Genomic DNA, 20,438 nt, shown 5'->3' on the forward strand with positions numbered 1-20,438 from the left:
CCCTCCGATGAAACCTGCCGCACGGTCTAAAGTAGAGTTTTTGCTATTTTTATGTATACTTATCCTCTCTTTTGCGGTGCTTCGCCCTCTGATGCAAACGCTTGAAAAAAAATTGTCGGCGGTGCGTTCACTGATTCTGACGGAGCTGGAGCAAACGTATAATGTACGCCTATCATACGAATCGCTTTCTCCTTCAATACTGCGGTCGGTTTCATTGCAGAATGTAAAAATCTTTGATGCGGAACATAATGTAGAAATTGCTGCTTTTGAGGATTTCTCTGTTCAGTACCGTTTTTGGGTGCTCATCTTCGGAAAGACTACTGATATTTTAGATTCCGTGAATATTGCCAACGGCTTTATTGATATAGACTTTATAGAAAATAAATCGCTTGCCGAAAAGCTCAACTCAATGCTGCAATCCCCAAGTTCCGCTCAATCTTCCGTAAATGCCGAACAGATTCTTTCTTTTTTCTCCTCGCAGCTGTTGAACATCCGCATTAAAAATGTTCGTTTAAGATTTAGAAATACCGTACATGATATCAACGCAAAGATAACGGATGGATATTTCGCTATCGATTCGGATGCCGTAACGGTAAGTCTTAGCAGTACCGCCTCTTATCGAAATATCGATTATACGACTATCGGTCAAGCTGAAACAGCCTTTACTATAGAAGGAAAATTCAACAAAGATTTAACTGCCGGTTCAGTAGTTGCCGATTTTTCGCATCTTGCTACTGATCGGTTTGCAATATACCGGTTAAAACTATTTGCAGATTATCGAGATAAGGTGTTTACCTTTAATACTATGCAAGATTTTCAGCCGATCGATTTTACCGCAAGCTGGAATATTGCAACAAACGATATAAATGGAAGGTTCAGCTGCAAAGATTTTGCCCCCTTACAGTCCATTAGGGTATATAATGCGCCCAAAAGTCTCACCCAATTTGCTTCTATGACAATGTCCGGCAACTTTCAATTTGCACTTTCGGAGCAACATATCCAATGGAATACCGATTTAAGTTTTGCATTGCCGTCGTTGGTGTTCCCTTCATATCGTTTTGCGGCTGCTCAACTGAATCTTGTAGCGGAAGGAACCGATACGGGAATCAACGTTTCACAGCTTTCGCTGTTGGGGAAAGATGCGGATATTTTTTCCGAATTTACTTTTGACCTCGACACTAAGATCCCTACAGGGAAGGCTGTTGTAAAACGGTTTAACCTTCCATCCGGCGCTTCAGCGGCTGCAAATTTTCAGTTTTTTAAACAAGGAAAATCGTTCTTCTGCAAAATACCGAAGCTGACTGCCGGCGACGGTGTACTCCGTAATATCGGATTAACCGTTAATCCATCATCTGAAAAGATCGATTATGTACTCTCTGCAGAAGACGAATATGGAAAGTATAGTTTTGACGGATCTTATATTTATAACGAAGGCAGCGGTAGCGTCTCCTCTTCTCCTCATTTTGTAGAACTGCATGGGGCATTCGATGCCGTCGGTATCGGTACGATCTGCAACTTTGTTCAAGCTGCGGTTCCCGGCATTGATATACCGCAGGAGGCTGTTGAATCGCTTCAATGTACAACCGAATTTTATATTTCGAGTGATTTACGCAGTTTCTCATATAACTGCATCAGGTTCGTTTTAGTTTCAAATATATTGAACGACTTTTATGCGCTGTTATCGGTAAAAGGTAATCAATCTTCCTTTGCATTGACCGATATCGAACTATCCTATAAAAACATGTCTGTTCGTGGAAATATCAATGCCGATTTTGATCGTTTAAGCGACATTATTTTTACCAGTTCTTTAGCGATTAACTCGATCGGTTATCAGATACAGGGCTTCTTTTCTCAAAATGTTCTCAATATTTACGGCGACTATGGTCTTGCAATCAGTGCCCTTTATGAAAAAGGTACCGGCTTCAAAGGAACCATTAAGACTAATGAAATACCGCTGCCTTTTCTGCCCCTCTTTTTAACTCTGGATTCGGAGTTTCAATACCATAATCGTACAGACTGGCTTTATACTATTGATAACGGATATGTCAGTTATGGAACACCTGCGTCATTGACTCCGGCAAAGGTTGGTTTTAATTTTATGGGAAAAGCAGATCCTTCAGGACTGTTTTTGTCTCAAGTTAAACTTGGTGATGACGAAGCGCTGACCGGTACGTTGGCTGTAACGGCAGTTTCTGTACCTGATAGTGAGGGTGAAAAAAGCTACACTGCTGCGATGAATCTCGTTTCACCCGATGCCGCCGAAAAGTTTGAGTTTGCAGCAAAGGTTGATCTTTCTAGCGGAGATATCCGTGCCGACGGATCGCTTAAGCTTGATAATATCTCGTTGGATCGTTTTTTATATAGTCAGGGAAAGAAGCATAGTGTGTCGGCTGATGCCGCTTTTTCAGTCGATCCGGATTCCTTTTTAGCTCGATTGGATTTGTCTCAACTTTCGATGTTTGTACAGGGTGAAGATTTGAATGCAGTCGGTTCCCTTGTGGTTGAAGATGAAAAAGCGGAACTGAGTATTACGCAGCTTGGGTGGGGCGCGCATGAAGCTTCTAATGTAACGGGCAGTTTTTCGTTAGCTGAGATGACCGGAAAGCTTGATGCCGATTATGCCGGCATGCTTGCCGACAAACAGCTGAAAGCGCATATTGGTACTGTGTACACCGGTGTACAACCTGATGAAAAAACGAAAGGCGCATTGTTTTCTCGGCTGAAAAACCTTGGAGAGCGCTTTACGATTAACACTTACTTGAGTAATTGGCAGTTCGGTAATTTCACAGGGAAGAACACTGTGCCGCTTTCACTGATCCGTGATCCGGGCGTTACCGCGTTTTATGCCGGAAAGAATGATGATATAACCGGCTTTATTTTAGACGATGGTGTTGTTTCGCTTCAATTGGCGGAGTCGCTTCCGCTTAAGCTTAATTTGGACGGTACGGTAAAAAAAGATGCTTTAAATATACAAGTGTCAGGTATTCGTGCTGACGTTAAACGAATCTGGGATATAACCGGCTTGGATTATGTACTCTTTTACGGCGGAACGCTTACCGGAGATTTGACGATCGGGGGCAAACCGATGGAGCCTGAGTTTAACGGAAAATTAGTTGGGCAGAATATAACCGTTAATTCTCCCCACTATGCACCGGAGATCTATGGCCCTGTTTTGCTCGACATCATTGCGGACGGTACGGGGCTGGAGGTACCGTATACCGTATTGAAAGGCCCGTCGACGGATATTTGGGCGCGGTGTACTGCGGAATTTTCAGGGTGGATTCCTAACAATATTTCAGTCCAATGTGGAACACTCGGAACTAAGAAGGGAGTATTTAAGACCGACAATATCTTGTTTCAAGCGGACGGTCTTGCCGGTTGTACTGTTGAGATAAAGGTAACACCTACGCTTGTCGGCGTATACGGCTCCGCAATATTTGATTCAGGCTACTTTGTGTTTAAATTTGATAATCTTGATAAGTTCAATGCCCAATATGGAGGTGAGGGCGATACCGCTTTTGATATGAAGCTAGATTTACAGTTCGGGCATAAAGCTGAATTCCGTTGGCCGACTGCAGATTTCCCAATTTTAAGAACGCTTGTGCCTACCGATTCTCCGCTTTCGCTGATTGCTGATGCCGGAACCGGTAACTTTACAATGAAAGGTGACATAAAGATGCGAGGCGGTGAGGTGTTCTATATTAAGCGCAGTTTCTATATCCGTGAAGGGGCTATTACTTTTGCGGATGTTGCTAATGAAATTGAACCGTTGGTAACCTTAAGGGCAGAAATTCGGGATCGTGACAGTAACGGTGAACCGCTGCGGCTTGTTTTGACGGCAAAGGATCAGTCATTATTCAGTTTTAATCCGGAAATCAGTTCGGATCCGCCGCGTTCTACGAATGAAATTATGCAGCTATTGGGACAAGTGGCTATCGGCGATACGGGAAAAGATAATCTATGGCAAAATCTGCTGGTTTCCAGTTCCGATATTCTTGCACAAGTAGGCTTTCTCAAAAAAGCGGAGAGCAAAGTTAGGGATTTCTTAGGATTGGATGCTTTTTCTTTCCGTACATTGTTGCTGCAAAATGCCATTTTTGGTAACTTGTTCAGTGCGAATCAGAATACTACTTTAACAATGAGTAACTATCTTGATAATACGAGTGTTTATATAGGGAAATATTTCGGTTCGGCTATCTATGCGGATGCGCTGCTGCACTTAAGCCACTATGATTCAAAATCGCTTAAGAACGGCGGCTCAAAGCGTCCTGTTTATAAGGATATTTTATTTCAGCCTGAAATCGGTTTGGAAATGGCAACTCCCTTCTTTTTGCTGCGTTGGTCAGTCGCCCCTACAAAACCGGATACCTTATTTGTAGGAGATACTGCATTGACTTTTTCATGGAAATATTCATATTAAACTCAATGCCCCGAAAAGGGTATTACCGTGTAGTGCAAAAAGGATGCCGAGCGATAATACTCGATAATACTATCGTTGATAAGATAATGTAAATGAGATAGAAGGACATCTCTAAACACTTCGATTTTTAGAGATGTCCAGAGGAGTCTTTAATGTTAAAAAAGATGGTAGCCGTAACGGCGCTCATGTTATCCTTCTGCTTTTTATGGGCACAAGCTCCCGATAATTGGTATGAAAATAAACCGATAACAACCATTGTTTTTCAGGGATTGAATAGCGTATCAAAAACCGAAATGGACGGTATTTTTGATTCATTTAAGGGGAAACCCTTTTCTGATGCAACGTATTCGGAAATACTGCAAAAATTGTATGCGCTTGATTATTTTTCCGACATTGTACCCAAGGCGGTTCCTGCCGACATCGATTATCAGTATGTTCGGCTTGAATTTGAAGTAACCGAAAAGCCCGTTGTTACACTGATAAAAGTAACGGGAAATTATCAAATTTCACGCGGCGATATTTTATCCAAAGTAGTGTTGAAAAAAGGCGATATCTACAATGAGATAAAAAAGAATGCCGACGAACAAACCATCAAAAATTACTATATAGAAAAAGGGTATGCATCGGCTGTCGTAAGCTCAAGCGTTTCCGATAGCCCGCAAGGAGGCGTTATCCTTGAATTTACCATTACGGAAGGAAAGCAAACAATCGTTTCCGAAGTTGCATTCCAAGGTAACACCGCCGTCGGAGAGAAGGCGCTGAAAGGCGTTCTCCTTACCAAACCGGCAAAATTCCTTGTAAAGGGAATTTTTCAAGAGAGACTGCTCGCAGAAGATAAGACGGCTATACAGCAATTCTACGGCGAACGCGGTTATATCGATGCTCATGTTGAAAATATTGTTCAAGATATAGATTCAGAATCCGATCCGCAAAAAAACATGGTAAAGCTAACCTATATCATTATGGAAGGAGAGCAGTATACTTACGACGGAACTTCTTTTGAGGGAAATAAGATTTTTTCTACTGAGGATTTGAGTGCAAAAATAAGACTGACACCGGGCAATATTTTGAATATGACCAGATTTGAGCAGGGCTTTCAAGCCATTGCCGATATGTATTTTGAAAACGGGTATACTTCAAATTATATTGCAAAAGCAATGCAACGCGATTCGACAACTAAGAAAGTATCGTTCGTAATCACTATTGTGGAACGAAGTAGAAGTCATATTGAAAATATTATTATTCGAGGTAACGCACGAACAAAAGATTATGTGATACGCCGTGAGCTTTTATTTGAACCGGGAGATGTTTTTTCAAAATCAAAATTTACCAATAGTTTGCGCAATTTATTTAACCTGCGTTATTTTTCTACGGTTGTGCCGGATGTACAACCCGGTTCCGAGCAGGATCTGATAGATGTCATCCTCAATGTTGAAGAGCAGTCGACGGCAAGCATTCAATTTGGAATTACGTTTTCGGGCGTTTCGGATGCCGACAGTTTCCCGCTTTCGTTATTTGTTCAGTGGCAGGAACGAAATCTTGCAGGGCGCGGGAACGAACTATCGGTTAATGCGACTGCGGCAACGGATAATCAAACGCTCCAACTTGGTTATGCTGAAAACTGGTTTCTCGGTTATCCGCTGACGCTTGGGTTTGATCTATCGCTTACGCATAAATCGTTGTTTGATTATCAAGATATGGTATTCCCTTACGGACCGTTTAAGAATAAAGAAGAATTTGAAAAAAATAAAGATTTGGCAAATGCGTATCGGATGCGTTATGACCGCTTTGAAACAACGTTCGGCATCCATACCGGCTATCGGTGGTATAACCGTTTCTTTACAACTACACTGCGTGGTGGTGTGAACTTTTCATTGGTCAAGAACTTCTACGATACTAAGTTATATCGTGCAGCTGATCCGACGATACGACAGCAGCAAGCTAAATGGCGACTCAGCAACTCGTTTTGGACGCGTCTCTCGCTTGACGGACGCGATATTACCTATGACCCGGGCAAAGGCTGGTTCTTGAGTGAACAGATCTCTTTCTTTGGTCTTATACCAAAAGTTGAGGATGAATATTTCTTCCGTTCCGAAACAAAAGCAGAAGCATATTTTACGCTTGTCGATTATCCTGTTTCTGAAATTTGGAACCTCAAATTTGTACTGGCCTTTTATACAGGATTCTCGTTCCAGATACCGATGCCGAACAGTCACATCGGAGATAGCAGTAAACTCGCTATTGACGGGATGTTTACCGGCCGAGGCTGGTTGACATTGGGATCGACCGGCAAAGGAAATGTGCTGGTTAACCATTGGATAGAGTTTAGATGGCCATTAGCGCACGGTATTCTGTCCTTTGACTTTTTTGCGGATGCTGCAGCCGTCAAAAAAGATTTGACTGATTTAAAGACCTTTAAAATCGATGATTACTATTTTAGCTTTGGACCGGGATTGCGTTTTGTTATTCCTCAATTCCCGTTACGACTAATGTTTGCAAACACTTTCAAAGCGAAGAATGGAAAGCTGGTTTGGGGGAATGGTAAAGGCGCCGACTGGCGTTTTGTATTATCGTTTAATGTGCCTAATCTATAAAAGGAGTAAATGATGAAAAAATATGCTTTTATATTGTTTTGTCTTTTGACGGGTGCCGTTGCATTATCGGCGCAACAGATAACCCGGTTTGCGGTTGTCGACACCTCCCGCATTTACGCTACTTTTTTGAGAGATTCCCGTTCCGTCCGCGACTATCAGGCGAAACAGGCAAAGTATCAGGCAGAAACACAACGAATGTCCGATGAGATTATTGCCCTTCGCCAAAAAAAGGTGGATGCGGAAGCAATCGGAAGATCCGATGCCGTTCAAAAATATCAGGCTGAAATCGACGCAAAGACAAGTTTTTTGCTTGAGTATTCTAAGGCGTGCAATGATGAACTGGCAATGCTGCGGAAGAGTTTGGTAAGCGACGATGTATTTTATTCTCGTCTTTATGCCGCAATTAAAAAGATCGCAGAAAGTCAGGGCTATACAATGGTTCTGAACTTACAACAGGGTGAAGCAATTATCTGGTATAGCCCGACTGTCGATATTACAGAAACCGTTATCCGAGAACTCAGTTCAAACTAATATGACAAAACCGGCGTCTCTCACTCCGATGATGCAGCAATATCTCTCAATAAAGGCACAGTATAAAGATGCTGTGCTCTTTTTTCGCTTAGGCGATTTTTATGAGATGTTTAATGACGATGCAATCGAGGTGAGTAAACTGCTGAATTTAACGCTGACACAGCGGACGGGAAGTCCTATGTGCGGCATTCCTTATCATGCTTCGCGTATTTATATTGCGCGTCTGTTGCGTGCCGGAAAAAAAATTGCGATTTGCGAGCAAGTTTCGGATGTCGTACCCGGTGAACTGACAGAACGAAAGATTGTAGAAGTAATTACCCCCGGCACCGCTACAGGGGAAGATTTCCTTGAGCAAGGGCAAAATAATTACCTTGCCGCTGTGTACTGTACACCGAAAGAAATTACCTGCGGTACTATTACGGATGTGTTTATCGGGTTTGCCTACCTTGATGTCAGTACCGGAGAATTTTTTGCTACGTCTTTTCCGCGTTCGGAATTTGCAGAGCAATTTAAAAAAGAACTCGGCCGCATACAGCCGCGGGAAATCCTTATTCAAATATCGCTTGCCGATTCGGTGCCGGCCTTAAAAACCTTGTGCGGAGAATATCCGCAGATGCTGCAAAACCTCTATCCCGACTGGCATTTTTCCGCTGCGTCCGCAGAAAAGAGGCTGTGTGCGTGCTTCGGTACCGAAACACTTAAATCGTTTTCTTTAACGGCATCTTCACCCGAATTGCCGCCTGCGGGGCTGCTGCTTCAATATTTGGATCAAACGACAGGAGCGGCTCTGCCCCATATTACAGGTATAAGGGTATACCGCGACTCCGATTTTGTGATGATGGATGATGCGACACGTAAAAACCTTGAACTGCTCCAAAACCTGCATGACAATACGGATTCTTTTACCCTGTTTGAAACCGTCAATTATACAAAGACGGCGATGGGAACGCGCCTTTTGCGGCACTGGCTCTATCATCCGCTGCGAACCGCTGAGGAAATAAATGCACGGCTTGATAAAACGGCGCTGCTTTTCCATAATGAAAAAGCGCTCGCTGCCGTGCGGAACACACTTGCTGCAGTGCTTGATATCCACCGACTTACCGGTAGGGTTGCCATGCAGCGGGCGCACGGAAAGGATCTGTTAGGAATTAAGCAGAGCCTTAAAGCCTGTATCGAGCTTGCACAGCTCAGTAGAAGTAACGGCCTCTTTTTTTTACAGCTGCCGCAAAAGCTGAGCGATGATATGGAACGGCTCTATACGCTTTTGGATAACAGCATCGCCGAAGATTGCCCGATTGTCCTTACCGAAGGCGGCTTAATTAAGCAGGGCTGGTCAAAAAAACTGGATGAACTGCGCGATACGCGGGATAACGCCAATAAGCTTTTAGAAAACTATTTGGAAAAAGAGCGGGAAAAATCGGGGATTAAAAACTTAAAAATCAAATACAACCGGTTAAGCGGTTACTTTCTTGAGGTAAGCCACGGCAGCCTTAAAACGGCGGAGATCCCTCAGCATTTTATTAGACGGCGTTCGCTGACAACTGCCGACCGTTTTACAACGGAAGCATTAAGCAAACTTGAAACAAAGCTGAACGATGTCGGCGAAAACATTATCGCGTGTGAAAAAGAGCTTTTCCTTGCAATACATACGGAAGTATACAATAGAATTGAACTGATGCACCTCCTTGCAAAAGAAATCGCAGAATTGGATGTGCTACAATCCTTTGCATATACGGCAGCCCTTCATGCATGGGTAAAGCCTGAGTTTTCCGCCGACGGCCTGTTAGATATCCGTGAAGGTCGGCACCCCGTTGTAGAAAATCATCTGCCGACAGGCGAATTCGTGCCCAACAGCATACGGCTTTCTTCTTCCGCCGCTTCGGATATACCCTCGTTTGCACTTATTACCGGTCCCAATATGGCAGGTAAGAGCACCTTCTTGCGGCAGACTGCTCTCATTACGCTGCTTGCACAGGTCGGTTCTTTTGTGCCGGCGGAAAAAGCGCTGCTTACCCCTGTCGATTGTATTTTTTGTCGGGTTGGTGCAAGCGATAATCTCGCCCGCGGGGAGTCTACCTTCCTCGTCGAAATGACCGAGACTGCATATATCTTGCGTAACGCCTCGGTTAACAGCCTCGTTATTATGGATGAAATCGGCAGAGGAACTTCGACGGGGGACGGATTTTCAATTGCGCGGGCGGTAAGCGAATACCTTTTGCATACGGTTGGTGCAAAAACCCTCTTTGCAACCCATTATCACGAGTTAGCTCAACTCGTCCATCCGCGGCTGCAAAAGCTTTGTTTGGATGTATTGGAAACCGAAGGAAAAATCGTATTCTTAAAGAAGGTTATCGAAGGGATCGCAGCCCATTCATACGGAGTACACGTCGCGGAACTTGCCGGATTGCCGGAAACGGTTATACGGCGCGCAACAGAGCTGCTTAATGCACAGGTGCCCGGTACTACCATACCTACAGACTTTACTGTGCCGGATAAGCAGAAAACGCATCTGGAAAATAATCTCTTTAGTGATGAAGAAATGGTTATAAACGAAATCCTTTCTACAAACGCCGACGAAACCACTCCGCTCCAAGCGCTGCAGATGATTACCCGCTGGAAAAAAACGCTTCTGCCCTGCGACTAAAAGCTACAACAGTCCTTATCTCGACTGCAGGCAACCGCATCAGACCAAATAGATACAAGTCGCAGAATCATTGGGGGCTGTGAGACCATTTGAACCATCTTCAACTGTTGTACATCCATGTACAACAGTTGAAGGCGACTTTTGTGCACGCACAAAACATCGCTACTATATGGAACCACTGCCATCCTTGGCAGTTCTGGTTGAATAGCCCCCAATGATTCTGCGGGGTAACTAAAAAAAGCCTGATGCATTTGCCCTGCCCATATACTTGCATTTTTCGGTCGTTCTGATTATGATAGGGGCATCACACATATCAAGGAGTATGATTATGGCTTATAAGATCTCCGATGCTTGCGTTAATTGCGGTGCATGCGAGGGTGAATGCCCCGTAGGCGCTATCAGTGAAGCGAATGGAGTACGGGTTATCGATGCTGATGCTTGCATCAGCTGCGGTGCATGTGCCGGCGTTTGTCCTACGGAAGCAATTTCCGAAGAATAACGTTTAGGTTTCTTGGCGGCAGTTCTGGAACCGCAAATTTAATCTAAGGAAAACCTCTGAAAACTTCGGTTTTTAGAGATTCCTATATGCAAGACGGTTCGGTATGCACAGGCTGCCGCTATTATTTTATTCGTGCGGATTGTTTAATACCCCAGCGCTTTGCCGGAATAAAGGGTATTAAAGCTAACTGCAAACCACTTTATAAGAACAATCATAGCCCGAGTCTCTGCATTGGGATATGTTGATTACAAAAGGTTTTAAGCGTGAAAGAGTATTTTCACAAACTGGCGGCTGGTTATAAGTTTCTATTTTTAAAGGCGTGTACATTTGTTTTGCTTTTAGGAGTTTGCCTTCTTTTCAGTTTTTGTATTGTCTATCCACTCTGGTTGTTGGCAACTCGGTACACACAGGCTTATACGGCTATCAGTCTCTTGCTTTTTTTAGCGCTTCTATTGTTTTTCATTGTTAAGCGCAGTATAAAAAGCTATAAAGCTCATCCACGAAGGTTTCTGCATTCACTCATAAAAAAGCTCATTCTCTTTGGGGGATTGATCCTCTTCTTTATATTTATTTTTGCTTATCATCGTATCTTGGCCTTATCGGTGCTTATTCTCTCGCTTGTATTGTACGGTTTCGTAGCCTTTGGGTTTTCGGAAGACCGGATATAGCGTTCTCTGTGATGAAAAAATTTCCGCTCTGCTGTGCACTTATTCTTTTTATTCATATTATTGCGGCAGCCGAGTACGCGGAACTGCCACTTATACCGGAGCTATCTCCTCAAAATCATATTTTTCAGCAATATAGCGATGATGTCCTCTATGCACGGAAGGCGCTTGCAGCGGGAAAAACCGCTCGTGAATTGCCCCTGCAATTTTATCGCTATAAAGCACAAAAAGAAGATACCGTTATCCGGATTGCAGCCCGATGCAGTATCCCTTATGATGCGCTGATCACTTTAAACGGTATCGAATCCGTTAAAACCAATATTTCAGGTAAAATGCTCTTGCTACCGACTTTACCGGCGCTCTATCTCCCCGAAAAAGCGGTTTCGGATATCGAAAAATTGACCGAAGCGCTGAGTAAAAAGCTTAAAACCGAGTCCTTTTCAATTACGCTTCCTTCTGCTGCAAACCCCGGAAAAAAAATACGGGTGGAATGCTTTCCGAATGCAATGCTTGACAGCACCGTGCGCAGCTTCTTTTTTGTTCCGTTCTATCGGTTTCCGTTGCAGCATGCCGTTGTTACTTCTGACTTCGGTATGCGGAAAAACCCTTTTACCGGAAAATCAACTTACCATGCCGGTATTGATCTTGCCGCCCCAACCGGAAGTCCTGTCTATGCCTGTGCTGCAGGCACGGTTATTGAAATCGCATATAGCAACATCTACGGCAATTATATTCTTATTCGCCATGATGACGGCCGGGAAAGTCTGTACGGTCATTTAAGCAAGGTTCAAGCCCGCTTGTATGAAAAGGTAAAATCAGGTATAGTGATAGGGTATGTCGGTTCTACAGGACTTTCCACGGGACCGCATTTACACTTTGAGGTACGCGAGCAAGGAAAAGCGAAAAATCCGTCCCTTTTCATCGATACAAAGAAAGCAAAGTCATGAAACAGCTCTTGTGTATAACATCATATTTTTTCTTTTTTTCCATTTCTTTTTTTTACCCTGACAGTTTTAGGGTCAGCAATATGCATTCGTATGTCTTTGACAGGGAAGTATTTGCGCCTGTTTCGCTCAGCATCGGTTATAATGATGCGGTTTCATTTGCGGTTAAAAGTGATTTTTTGTTTTTGGAAGGGATAGAACTTGAAATAAAGCAGGATAAGATAAGTATGAATTATCCCAATTCCATCGCTTATACGGTGTATACCGATATTAAACCTGAACCTTCAAAGAAATATATCGACTATTCTGCAAAAAAAATCAGTACAGCACTGCTGCCGAATAGGTTTTCGCATATTCTGAGAATTCCCGTAAAAAAAGACTACAATTTTAAACATATAAAAAATAGTGAACTTTTACCGTATAGCAGTAGGGTCGCTGTAAGTCCTGTTATGCTGCGGCTGAATCCGGTTATGAAAGGCTTGCCTGACGATTTTGAACGAGCCTCTTTTACGGTTATTATTCGTCCCTTGCTGATTGCTGAGGGCGGCTTACAGTTGAAGCTTCAATTCCCCGAAAAGGAACAGAAACCTGTTACTGTGCAGCTGAATAACGAATATCTTACGCAGTTCGAAGATTTGCAGCTGTTATTGCCGGGGACATATTCGATAAGTATCAGTTCGGATGCATACCGAACCGAAATGCGCTCCTGTATTATTGAGCGAGGTAAAATTACGCAACTGGAAGTTCAGTTGAAATCTATTACGCCGTTACTGCACATACAAGCGCCGGAAAATGTGGCAGTATTCCTTGATAATCAAGAGATAACGCTTTCAAAGGAACCGCTGCCGGTTGCTGTGGGAGGGCATACCATAGTCTTTAAGATGGGAACGTATGAACTAACCCGTCAAATTACCGTTGAGGAAGGAAAGACCTACGAAATGACAATGACGATGGATGTTCTCTTGCAGGAAATTGCAGATTAAAATAAAATGCATTAAGGTTTAGCACATCGAAGCCGATATATAAAGTATCGGTCGGTTAGTTCCCCTCCCACCCATTAATCGACCGATAGCCAGACGGCGGGCCGGTTCTTTAACCGGCTTTTTTTTTGTGTAACAAAACTTACCGCAGATTTATTCGTGCGGAGGGTTTAATACCCCGACGCTTTGCGTCGGGGGTGTCTTTTAAAAGACGAATTGAACACCGGCTTTGATATTTAACGAATGTGCAATTTTCCCTGATGCGTTTGAATTTTCTGTTATGACGGGATCAGTGTTACCAATTTTTGTTTTGGTTTTCATGTATACAGGGGCATATAAAGTATCAGATATGCCGCCGTAGATTCCTACCATTTTGGTAAACATATAGGAAACATTCAGATTGACGCCGCCGCCGATATTGACTTGCGATTTTTCTTCTTTTGTTGTTACTAAAAGCTTAGTATACGTGTAGTTTCGCCCGCTTCCACCGATGCCAAGACCGAACCCGAGTGTAAGATCCATCTTTTTTACAGGATGAAATACATAGAAAAACCCGAATTGGCTGTCGATTACATACGTCAAGTCTCCTTTCCATCTTTTTATAGTAATTGTCTTGTCGTTATAGTTTCCTATACGGCTTTTATCAATAATTTTTTGTCCGAACGCAAAGTTGGCTGATCCATATACCCCGAAATTTTGAACGAACTCAACACCGAATAAGACATTCAGACCGCCGGTATGGGTTGCCCATGAAGTTTTATTTTCGCTGCTGTTGGTGGTGTGGCTGCTAAAATAGGTATAGACCGGTCCCACATCAAGGCTCATCTTTACGTTGGCGGAAAGAAAGCCTACCGAAAATACGGTGAGTAAACAGAGAATACAAATTCTTTTTTTCATATAGTTCATCCTCCTAAAAAAGTATGAGCATCGCTAAAAACTTGGTTAGCTTTTAGCAATGTTCATATCAAGTATGGCACTTTTACCGGTTTCAGTCAATGAAACGAAAAGGGTAAAGACATTAGAACTGCCTTTTGAAAATAGTCTGCTATGAAAAGTCAAGGGGTTAAATGGAAGTTTTGTGGCGGTTGCGAAATATCAAAATCAGGAGAGAAGAAAGAAAGGTATATCAGGGTAAATACATCAGGCATTCTTTGGAGTCCCCTGTAAATTAACATGCCTCGACACAGAGCATCCAAACATTAAAGTCTCCGCACCAATAACAGACCGTCTACAACACCTCCAAATCCGCTATACCAGTGCATGTACCATTTTTTTTATGATTTCCATCTGATAAGGGGTGAGTTTTATAAGATCATGCGTGATATCCTGTATATCGCTATGCTTTGAATTATAAATCGGATCCTTTCCCGTAACCAAATACTCAACAGAAACGCCAAGTACCGACGCTATTTTAACGGCTGTTTCCACATTCGGTAAAACTCCGCGCGCATCTATATACGACAAAAATGTACTGTTACTGATTCCTACTTCCGCGGAGAGTTCTTTTACGAGCAATCCTTTATATTCAATCTCTTGTCTAAGCCTATCCTTAAAGCTCATAGCCGCAGAATATCATAATCTTGATGTTAAAGACTTGACAAAATCAATATCTTGTTTAATATTTATTTATAACATCAAAATATTGATGCAAACCGAGAGAGGAGGAATCTATGTCTTTATGGGATATTGTAACCGATGCGGGACTTTTAGGCGCACTGCTGCTTGTCGGTCAATTTTTAAGAGCTAAGGTCAAGTTTTTTCAGTCCATACTGATGCCGGCTTCGCTGATAGGAGGTTTTATCGGTTTGGCTCTTGGGCCGAGCGGTTTTCAGATATTGCCGTTCTCAGCTCAATTAACAAAGTATGCAGGGGTGCTTATCGCAGTTGTGTTCGCCTGTACGCCCATCGGAGATAAGCCTATCTCAAAAAAAGAGATAAAAGGCGTAGGCGGTTTCTTCTATCAAAATACGGGCATCCTGATGTTGCAGTATGCAGCAGGAATGGCTTTAGCGCTTGGAATACTCAATAAATTGTGGCCCGGGCTGAACGATGGTTTCGGTTTGCTGATGGCAACCGGATTTTACGGCGGACACGGGACTGCCGCTGCTGTTGGTGCGATTTATAAAGAGCATGGATATCCTGAATTTTTCGATTTAGCAAACGCATCGGCTACAGTCGGATTAGTCGGCGGTATTGTTATCGGTATGATTATTATCAACTGGGGAACGCGGAAAGGCTATACAAACTATGTTGAATCGCCGAAGCAGCTTCCCGAATATATCCGTACGGGGCTTATTCCTGAAAGTCAGCAAAAAAGCGGCGGAAAAATCACGATTTCAAATATGTCTTTGGATCCGCTCGCATTCCATATAGGAATCATTATGATCGCTACTATGTTGGGTAAATGGTTCTCGAGTATGGTGCAGCGTCAAGTGAGCTGGCTTTCCATTCCGGTATTCGTTTCCGCATTACTCTTCGGATATATCATGCAGTTCTTTTTAAAGAAAACCGGCGCCGCCAAATATGTTGACAGATACACCGTACAAAGAATGAGCAGTACCTCAACGGATTTATTGGTTATATCCGCCATTGTCGGGCTCAAACTCAATGTTATTGCCGCAAACTTCGGGCCGCTTTTAATCAGTTTTGTATTCGGCCTTATCCTTAATATTGTATGGTTTCTGTATGTCGGTAAATATAGTTCGTCTAAAGATTGGTTTGAGCGGGCTATTATGAATTACGGCCGTGCAAACGGTGTTATCGCAACGGGTGTATTGCTCAGTAGGGTTGTTGACCCTGATCAAAAATCGCGAGGTTTGGAAGATACCGGTATAACGGACTTGCTTAACAGACCTATTGCAATCGCTTTACAGGCATTACCTCCTATCTTTATTGCGATGGGCGGAGTATATCCGATGTATACAACATTAGTTATGTGGGCAGGGTTTATCGTGTTAACGGTTGTAGCCTTAGCATTTAAGTGGTGGACACCCGGAAAGATGCAGTATTCAAAAGGAGATGAATGAGTATGATGAAGTACGATATAATGCATTTTGAAGCTCTTGGTAAGGAAGCGGAGTTTTTAAAGAATATAACAGAAGAACTGCAAAAGAAAGGCGCATTGCCTACTTCTTTTACCTCTTTAATTACGCCGTTGACTATTCAAGAGTACTTGAAAGAAAATACTGTTGATTTACCCGATATCATCACGACGAAAACGCATTCGAAATTGCCGGATACGTATGTTAATAATGGAATTAAAAAAAGCGTTATTACACGAAGTGCCGGGTATGACCATTTTGAGCATCTGCAATACAAGATTAACTTAGCAAGTTTAAGAGAATATTGCATTGATGCCGTTGCACAAACCGCAATAAAATTCCTGTATTGCACAACAGGCAATTTAAATGAGTATTCGGATAACACAAAGATTTTTGAAAGAAAAAATACCAAATCTTTTATTGAACTGAGAAAAAACAGGGTTGCCACCGTGTACGGTGTCGGAAAGATCGGTAAACGGATTTATGAAGACCTTGAGGCAAACGGCGTAACCGTTCAAGCAGTGGATATTCGTGAAAATGAATTGAAGGAGATGGCAGAATACAAAGACTGCCGTTTTACGGATCGCGATACTGCTATTGTAAATTCCGATATACTCATCAATGTAATGAATTTAACAAAAGATAAAAACAGCAGGTTTTATAATGCAGGGTACTTTGATGAAACGTATCTTTTAAAAGCAAGAAAACCGTTGATTTTTATCAATGTTACAAGAGGAGAAATTGCTCCTGAAGCAACGTTGCTGAAGCTCTACAGAGAAGGGAAGATTATCGGTGTCGCGGCAGATGTGTTCAGCCAAGAGTCTGAATTAACGGATTACTTGCGGGCAAACGATTTTACTGGGTGCCAAAATGAAAATATTCTAGCAGCGAAAGAAATTATCGATGAAGCACTGGCAAGGAAATCGAATTTCTATGTACAGCCCCATCAAGGATTCAATTCGGATATAGCAGCAAAGACAAAAGCTGCGGAAGCAATGAACCATGTTGTATTCTGGTTGAATAACGGTAAAGATCACTTTAAAGAACAATTACCGTATTATACATAGGGGCACCTCTAAAAATCTAACCGAGTTTTTAGAGGTGCTCAATATCTCCGACACTCTGCGTCGGTGTGTCCATAAGTTCGTCCATACAGGTAATGAGGATGTCATTTGTTGAGGTTTTTGCCGTTCTATCTTGGATTCATTCGCAGTCCGTCGAGAAAAAGTATTGGGTATAATTTCTCCAGCGGACGGTTGCGCCGCTGCCGAACATCCTCAATGACGGATTCTGCTACCCGAAAAATCAATTCGGGCAAAACCTCCGCCCCATAGACATTCTGCGGAATTTGATCTGTCTATCTGTTTGATACGATTACCCTTCTTCTAAAATAAACCGTCTGAAATTTTGAGCACAATTCCGCACAAAAGGGATACAACCACACCCTTGTTTTTTCCCTAAAAAAAAGATAGATTGATATATTCTTCACAAAAATCATTAAGGAAAGTCAGAGCTTATGCCGCATCTTTATATTCCCGAACACTACCGGCCGGTTTTGACCGGTAAAGAAACAGAACAGGCTATTGTCCGTATCAAAAACTTTTTTCAGCTCACTTTATCGACCCGTTTGAACTTAACCCGTGTTACAGCGCCGCTCTTTGTTCCCAGAGGAAAGGGCTTGAACGATGATCTGAACGGCACGGAGCGGGCAGTGCATTTTCCGGTAAAGGATATGAACGAGCAGGCACTTGAGATTGTACACTCGCTTGCAAAGTGGAAGCGAGTCAAAATAGCGGAAATGGGATTAAAGTCCGGCTTCGGTATTTATACGGATATGAATGCGATTCGAGCTGATGAGGAACTTGATAATATCCATTCGCTGTATGTCGATCAGTGGGATTGGGAGCTTGCGATGGAGAAGGCTGACCGAACGCTCGATTTCCTGAAGGCAACCGTAGAAAAAATATATGATTGCTTAAAGTGTACCGAGTTTTTTATCTATGATAACTATTCAGCAATCGAGCCGATTCTGCCGAAGCATATCACCTTTATCCATGCAGAAGATCTCTATGCGCAGTATCCCAATCTTTCCGGAAAGGAACGAGAACGAAAGTGCGCCCAACAGTACGGCGCTGTTTTTTTAATCGGCATTGGTGCCCCACTTGCGAACGGAGTACCGCACGATGGCAGGGCGCCCGACTATGACGACTGGATTACTGCAACCGGCGGCGGACGGCACGGATTAAACGGAGACTTACTGGTATGGAATCCCGTATTAGAGGATGTGCTTGAGCTCTCTTCGATGGGAATCAGGGTAAGTCCTAAAACGATGAGGGAACAGCTTGCCGCCCGCAACTGCATGGAACGGGCATCGCTGTTTTTTCATACCAAGCTGCTGAACGGAGAGCTGCCCCAAACTATCGGTGGGGGAATCGGGCAGTCGCGGCTCTGTATGTTCTTCTTGCGGAAAGCCCATATCGGTGAAACGCAGGTTTCGGTATGGCCCGATGATATGCGGGCACAGTGCGCGGGACGAAGTATTCTGTTATTATAGAATGGGCATCTCTAAAAACTCGGTTAGCTTTTAGAAGATGCTTCATCAGCATAGCTGATAACGAGTATTTTTTATAAATTTTTATACTGTAATAATTTATAAAAAATACATCGCAAATAAATCTAAGGGAAAACCGGTGAGCAAAGCTCACCTCTAAAAACGGAAGTTTTTAGAGGTTCCCGAATATTTGTGAATGAATTTATTGGGAGGTATTACGATGGACATTCGGCATTCGGTCGCTGCGTTTTTCGGGCGGCATAATTTTGATGCGGAAGGCCCCACGGTCAATACGGTTATCGATACGCTGCTGTATGATATGGAAGAAGGGCTGAAACGGGATCCGAGCATTCCCGTCGGTACGGGACCGGCTCTTGATATGATTCCTACGTGGTTTATGCCGCCTCAACAGCCGCCCAAAAATACTTCGGTTATCGTTATCGATGCGGGCGGAACCAATTTCCGCTCATGCTTGGTTACCTTTGACGAAAACAGCATCCCGTCCATCAGTCAGCTTGAGCGGAAGCCGATGCCGGCAACCGATCGTGAATATTCCAAAGCGGAGTTTTTTGACACCATCGCCTCCTATTTAGACCATTTGAAAAACGCTGCGGATTCTATCGCATTTTGCTTTTCGTATGCGATGAAAATTACTCCGGCAGGCGACGGCGAAGTGCTGCAATTCTCTAAGGAAATCAAAGCGCCCGAAGTGATCGGCTCATTAGTCGGTCAAAATCTGGAAGCGGCGCTGATGCAGCGGGGCTGGAATAAGCTGAAACGCATTGTGCTGTTAAATGATACGGTCGCGGCGCTCCTCGCAGGGGCATCGACTGCTGTCGGCGGAAAAAAATACGATTCGTATGTGGGCTTTATCCTCGGAACCGGAATGAACGCCGCGTATATCGAATATCAGAACATTCCGAAAATTGCGTCGAACAGCTCCGGTACGGTCACCTTGCCCGCGCAGATTGTCGTCTGCGAGTCGGGAAAGTCGAACAAACAGCCGCGCAGCGATTTTGACGAAGCGTTTGCCAAAAAGACCGACCAGCCGCAGATGTTTTGGTTTGAAAAAATGTGCTCCGGCGCCTACCTCGGATCGGTTGCTTCGGTGATGATACGGGCAGCCGCTGCGGACAATCTTTTTTCCGCAGGCGTCAAAAAAGCGTTTGCTTCCATTGCCGACCTTCCGCTCATCGATGTAAACCGCTTTTTGCAAGCGCCATATTCCGATCAAACTCCGCTCGGACTGCTGTTAGCAGGCGGCACGGAAGAAGACCGCGAGGTTCTCTGCCGAATATTGGATGCGCTGATTATGCGTACGGCGCGGCTTGCTGCGGGAAATATCGCAGCGGCTGTCATTAAAACAGGCAAGGGAAAAAATCCTGCGCTGCCGGTTTGTATCCTTGCAGAGGGTACAACGTTTTTAAAAACGTACCGGTTGCATGATGCCGTCATTGCGCATCTCTATACGGTGCTGACGCAAGAGCGAGGCCTTTATTTTGATGTGGTATCCCTCGACCATGCAATTACGTTCGGTACCGCCATCGCGGGCACGATTTAACAATATAA

The 20,438-nt window shown here is 43.6% G+C and carries 14 protein-coding genes; 11 read left to right on the forward strand and 3 right to left on the reverse strand.

The window, feature by feature from the left end; translation table 11 throughout:
• Nucleotides 1-7 precede the first annotated feature (7 nt).
• From DWB79_RS06770 to DWB79_RS06800, 7 genes are all read left to right on the forward strand, one after another.
• A complete protein-coding gene (locus DWB79_RS06770) occupies nt 8-4,420 on the forward strand; it encodes a translocation/assembly module TamB domain-containing protein (RefSeq protein ID WP_016523288.1) in 4,413 nt (1,470 codons plus the stop codon).
• A 152-nt stretch (nt 4,421-4,572) separates the two neighbouring features.
• The gene (gene bamA, locus DWB79_RS06775) at nt 4,573-7,014 is read left to right on the forward strand and encodes an outer membrane protein assembly factor BamA (protein WP_016523289.1); all 2,442 of its coding nucleotides are present in this window, start codon (nt 4,573-4,575) and stop codon (nt 7,012-7,014) included.
• 12 nt (nt 7,015-7,026) lie between these two features.
• Nucleotides 7,027-7,545, forward strand: coding sequence for an OmpH/Skp family outer membrane protein (locus DWB79_RS06780; protein WP_016523290.1), 519 nt, complete (start codon nt 7,027-7,029; stop codon nt 7,543-7,545).
• Nucleotide 7,546: 1 nt separating this feature from the next.
• A complete protein-coding gene (gene mutS / locus DWB79_RS06785; protein WP_016523291.1) occupies nt 7,547-10,189 on the forward strand; it encodes a DNA mismatch repair protein MutS in 2,643 nt (880 codons plus the stop codon).
• Nucleotides 10,190-10,517: 328 nt separating this feature from the next.
• Nucleotides 10,518-10,688 carry a DUF362 domain-containing protein gene (locus tag DWB79_RS06790; protein WP_016523292.1) on the forward strand — a complete coding sequence of 57 codons (171 nt, stop codon included), beginning with the start codon at nt 10,518-10,520 and terminating at the stop codon, nt 10,686-10,688.
• 679 nt (nt 10,689-11,367) lie between these two features.
• The gene (locus DWB79_RS06795; protein ID WP_016523293.1) at nt 11,368-12,300 is read left to right on the forward strand and encodes a LysM peptidoglycan-binding domain-containing M23 family metallopeptidase; all 933 of its coding nucleotides are present in this window, start codon (nt 11,368-11,370) and stop codon (nt 12,298-12,300) included.
• Nucleotides 12,301-12,380: 80 nt separating this feature from the next.
• A complete protein-coding gene (locus DWB79_RS06800; RefSeq protein ID WP_245541306.1) occupies nt 12,381-13,280 on the forward strand; it encodes a hypothetical protein in 900 nt (299 codons plus the stop codon).
• Nucleotides 13,281-13,481: 201 nt separating this feature from the next.
• Here DWB79_RS06800 and DWB79_RS06805 read toward each other — a convergent pair whose 3' ends face one another.
• Nucleotides 13,482-14,174 (reverse strand): DUF2715 domain-containing protein, encoded by a 693-nt coding sequence (locus DWB79_RS06805; RefSeq protein ID WP_016523295.1) that lies wholly within the window; start codon nt 14,172-14,174, stop codon nt 13,482-13,484.
• Nucleotides 14,175-14,525: 351 nt separating this feature from the next.
• Nucleotides 14,526-14,837: a helix-turn-helix domain-containing protein gene (locus DWB79_RS06810; protein ID WP_016523296.1), complete on the reverse strand. Its 312-nt coding sequence runs from the start codon at nt 14,835-14,837 to the stop codon at nt 14,526-14,528.
• A 110-nt stretch (nt 14,838-14,947) separates the two neighbouring features.
• Here DWB79_RS06810 and DWB79_RS06815 point away from each other — a divergent pair, with 110 nt between their 5' ends.
• Nucleotides 14,948-16,303 (forward strand): sodium/glutamate symporter, encoded by a 1,356-nt coding sequence (locus DWB79_RS06815; protein WP_016523297.1) that lies wholly within the window; start codon nt 14,948-14,950, stop codon nt 16,301-16,303.
• Nucleotides 16,304-16,305: 2 nt separating this feature from the next.
• Nucleotides 16,306-17,385, forward strand: a complete 1,080-nt coding sequence (locus tag DWB79_RS06820) for an NAD(P)-dependent oxidoreductase (RefSeq protein WP_016523298.1) — start codon at nt 16,306-16,308, stop codon at nt 17,383-17,385.
• 125 nt (nt 17,386-17,510) lie between these two features.
• On the opposite strand, the gene DWB79_RS12295 is transcribed toward DWB79_RS06820, so the two are convergent.
• Nucleotides 17,511-17,636 carry a transposase gene (locus DWB79_RS12295; RefSeq protein WP_169558576.1) on the reverse strand — a complete coding sequence of 42 codons (126 nt, stop codon included), beginning with the start codon at nt 17,634-17,636 and terminating at the stop codon, nt 17,511-17,513.
• A 198-nt stretch (nt 17,637-17,834) separates the two neighbouring features.
• Between DWB79_RS12295 and asnA the strand changes: the two genes are divergently transcribed.
• Both asnA and DWB79_RS06835 read left to right on the forward strand, forming a co-directional pair.
• Nucleotides 17,835-18,872 (forward strand): aspartate--ammonia ligase, encoded by a 1,038-nt coding sequence (gene asnA / locus DWB79_RS06830; protein ID WP_016523299.1) that lies wholly within the window; start codon nt 17,835-17,837, stop codon nt 18,870-18,872.
• A gap of 217 nt (nt 18,873-19,089) precedes the next feature.
• On the forward strand, nt 19,090-20,430 hold the full coding sequence (locus DWB79_RS06835; protein ID WP_016523300.1) for a hexokinase family protein: 1,341 nt from the start codon (nt 19,090-19,092) through the stop codon (nt 20,428-20,430).
• The last annotated feature ends 8 nt before the right edge of the window (nt 20,431-20,438 follow it).

This window comes from Treponema medium, from assembly GCF_017161265.1.
Lineage (GTDB): Bacteria > Spirochaetota > Spirochaetia > Treponematales > Treponemataceae > Treponema > Treponema medium.

What these genes read in the sequence shown, in the direction of transcription:
- DWB79_RS06790 (WP_016523292.1), top strand. Translation starts at nt 10,518, where the DNA reads ATGGCTTATAAGATCTCCGATGCTTGCGTTAATTGCGGTGCATGCGAG.
- asnA (WP_016523299.1), top strand. Translation starts at nt 17,835, where the DNA reads ATGCCGCATCTTTATATTCCCGAACACTACCGGCCGGTTTTGACCGGT.
- DWB79_RS06770 (WP_016523288.1), top strand. Translation starts at nt 8, where the DNA reads ATGAAACCTGCCGCACGGTCTAAAGTAGAGTTTTTGCTATTTTTATGT.
- mutS (WP_016523291.1), top strand. Translation starts at nt 7,547, where the DNA reads ATGACAAAACCGGCGTCTCTCACTCCGATGATGCAGCAATATCTCTCA.
- DWB79_RS06800 (WP_245541306.1), top strand. Translation starts at nt 12,381, where the DNA reads ATGCATTCGTATGTCTTTGACAGGGAAGTATTTGCGCCTGTTTCGCTC.
- DWB79_RS06815 (WP_016523297.1), top strand. Translation starts at nt 14,948, where the DNA reads ATGTCTTTATGGGATATTGTAACCGATGCGGGACTTTTAGGCGCACTG.
- DWB79_RS06810 (WP_016523296.1), bottom strand. Translation starts at nt 14,837, where the DNA reads ATGAGCTTTAAGGATAGGCTTAGACAAGAGATTGAATATAAAGGATTG.
- DWB79_RS06780 (WP_016523290.1), top strand. Translation starts at nt 7,027, where the DNA reads ATGAAAAAATATGCTTTTATATTGTTTTGTCTTTTGACGGGTGCCGTT.
- DWB79_RS06795 (WP_016523293.1), top strand. Translation starts at nt 11,368, where the DNA reads ATGAAAAAATTTCCGCTCTGCTGTGCACTTATTCTTTTTATTCATATT.
- DWB79_RS06820 (WP_016523298.1), top strand. Translation starts at nt 16,306, where the DNA reads ATGATGAAGTACGATATAATGCATTTTGAAGCTCTTGGTAAGGAAGCG.
- bamA (WP_016523289.1), top strand. Translation starts at nt 4,573, where the DNA reads ATGTTAAAAAAGATGGTAGCCGTAACGGCGCTCATGTTATCCTTCTGC.
- DWB79_RS06835 (WP_016523300.1), top strand. Translation starts at nt 19,090, where the DNA reads ATGGACATTCGGCATTCGGTCGCTGCGTTTTTCGGGCGGCATAATTTT.
- DWB79_RS06805 (WP_016523295.1), bottom strand. Translation starts at nt 14,174, where the DNA reads ATGAAAAAAAGAATTTGTATTCTCTGTTTACTCACCGTATTTTCGGTA.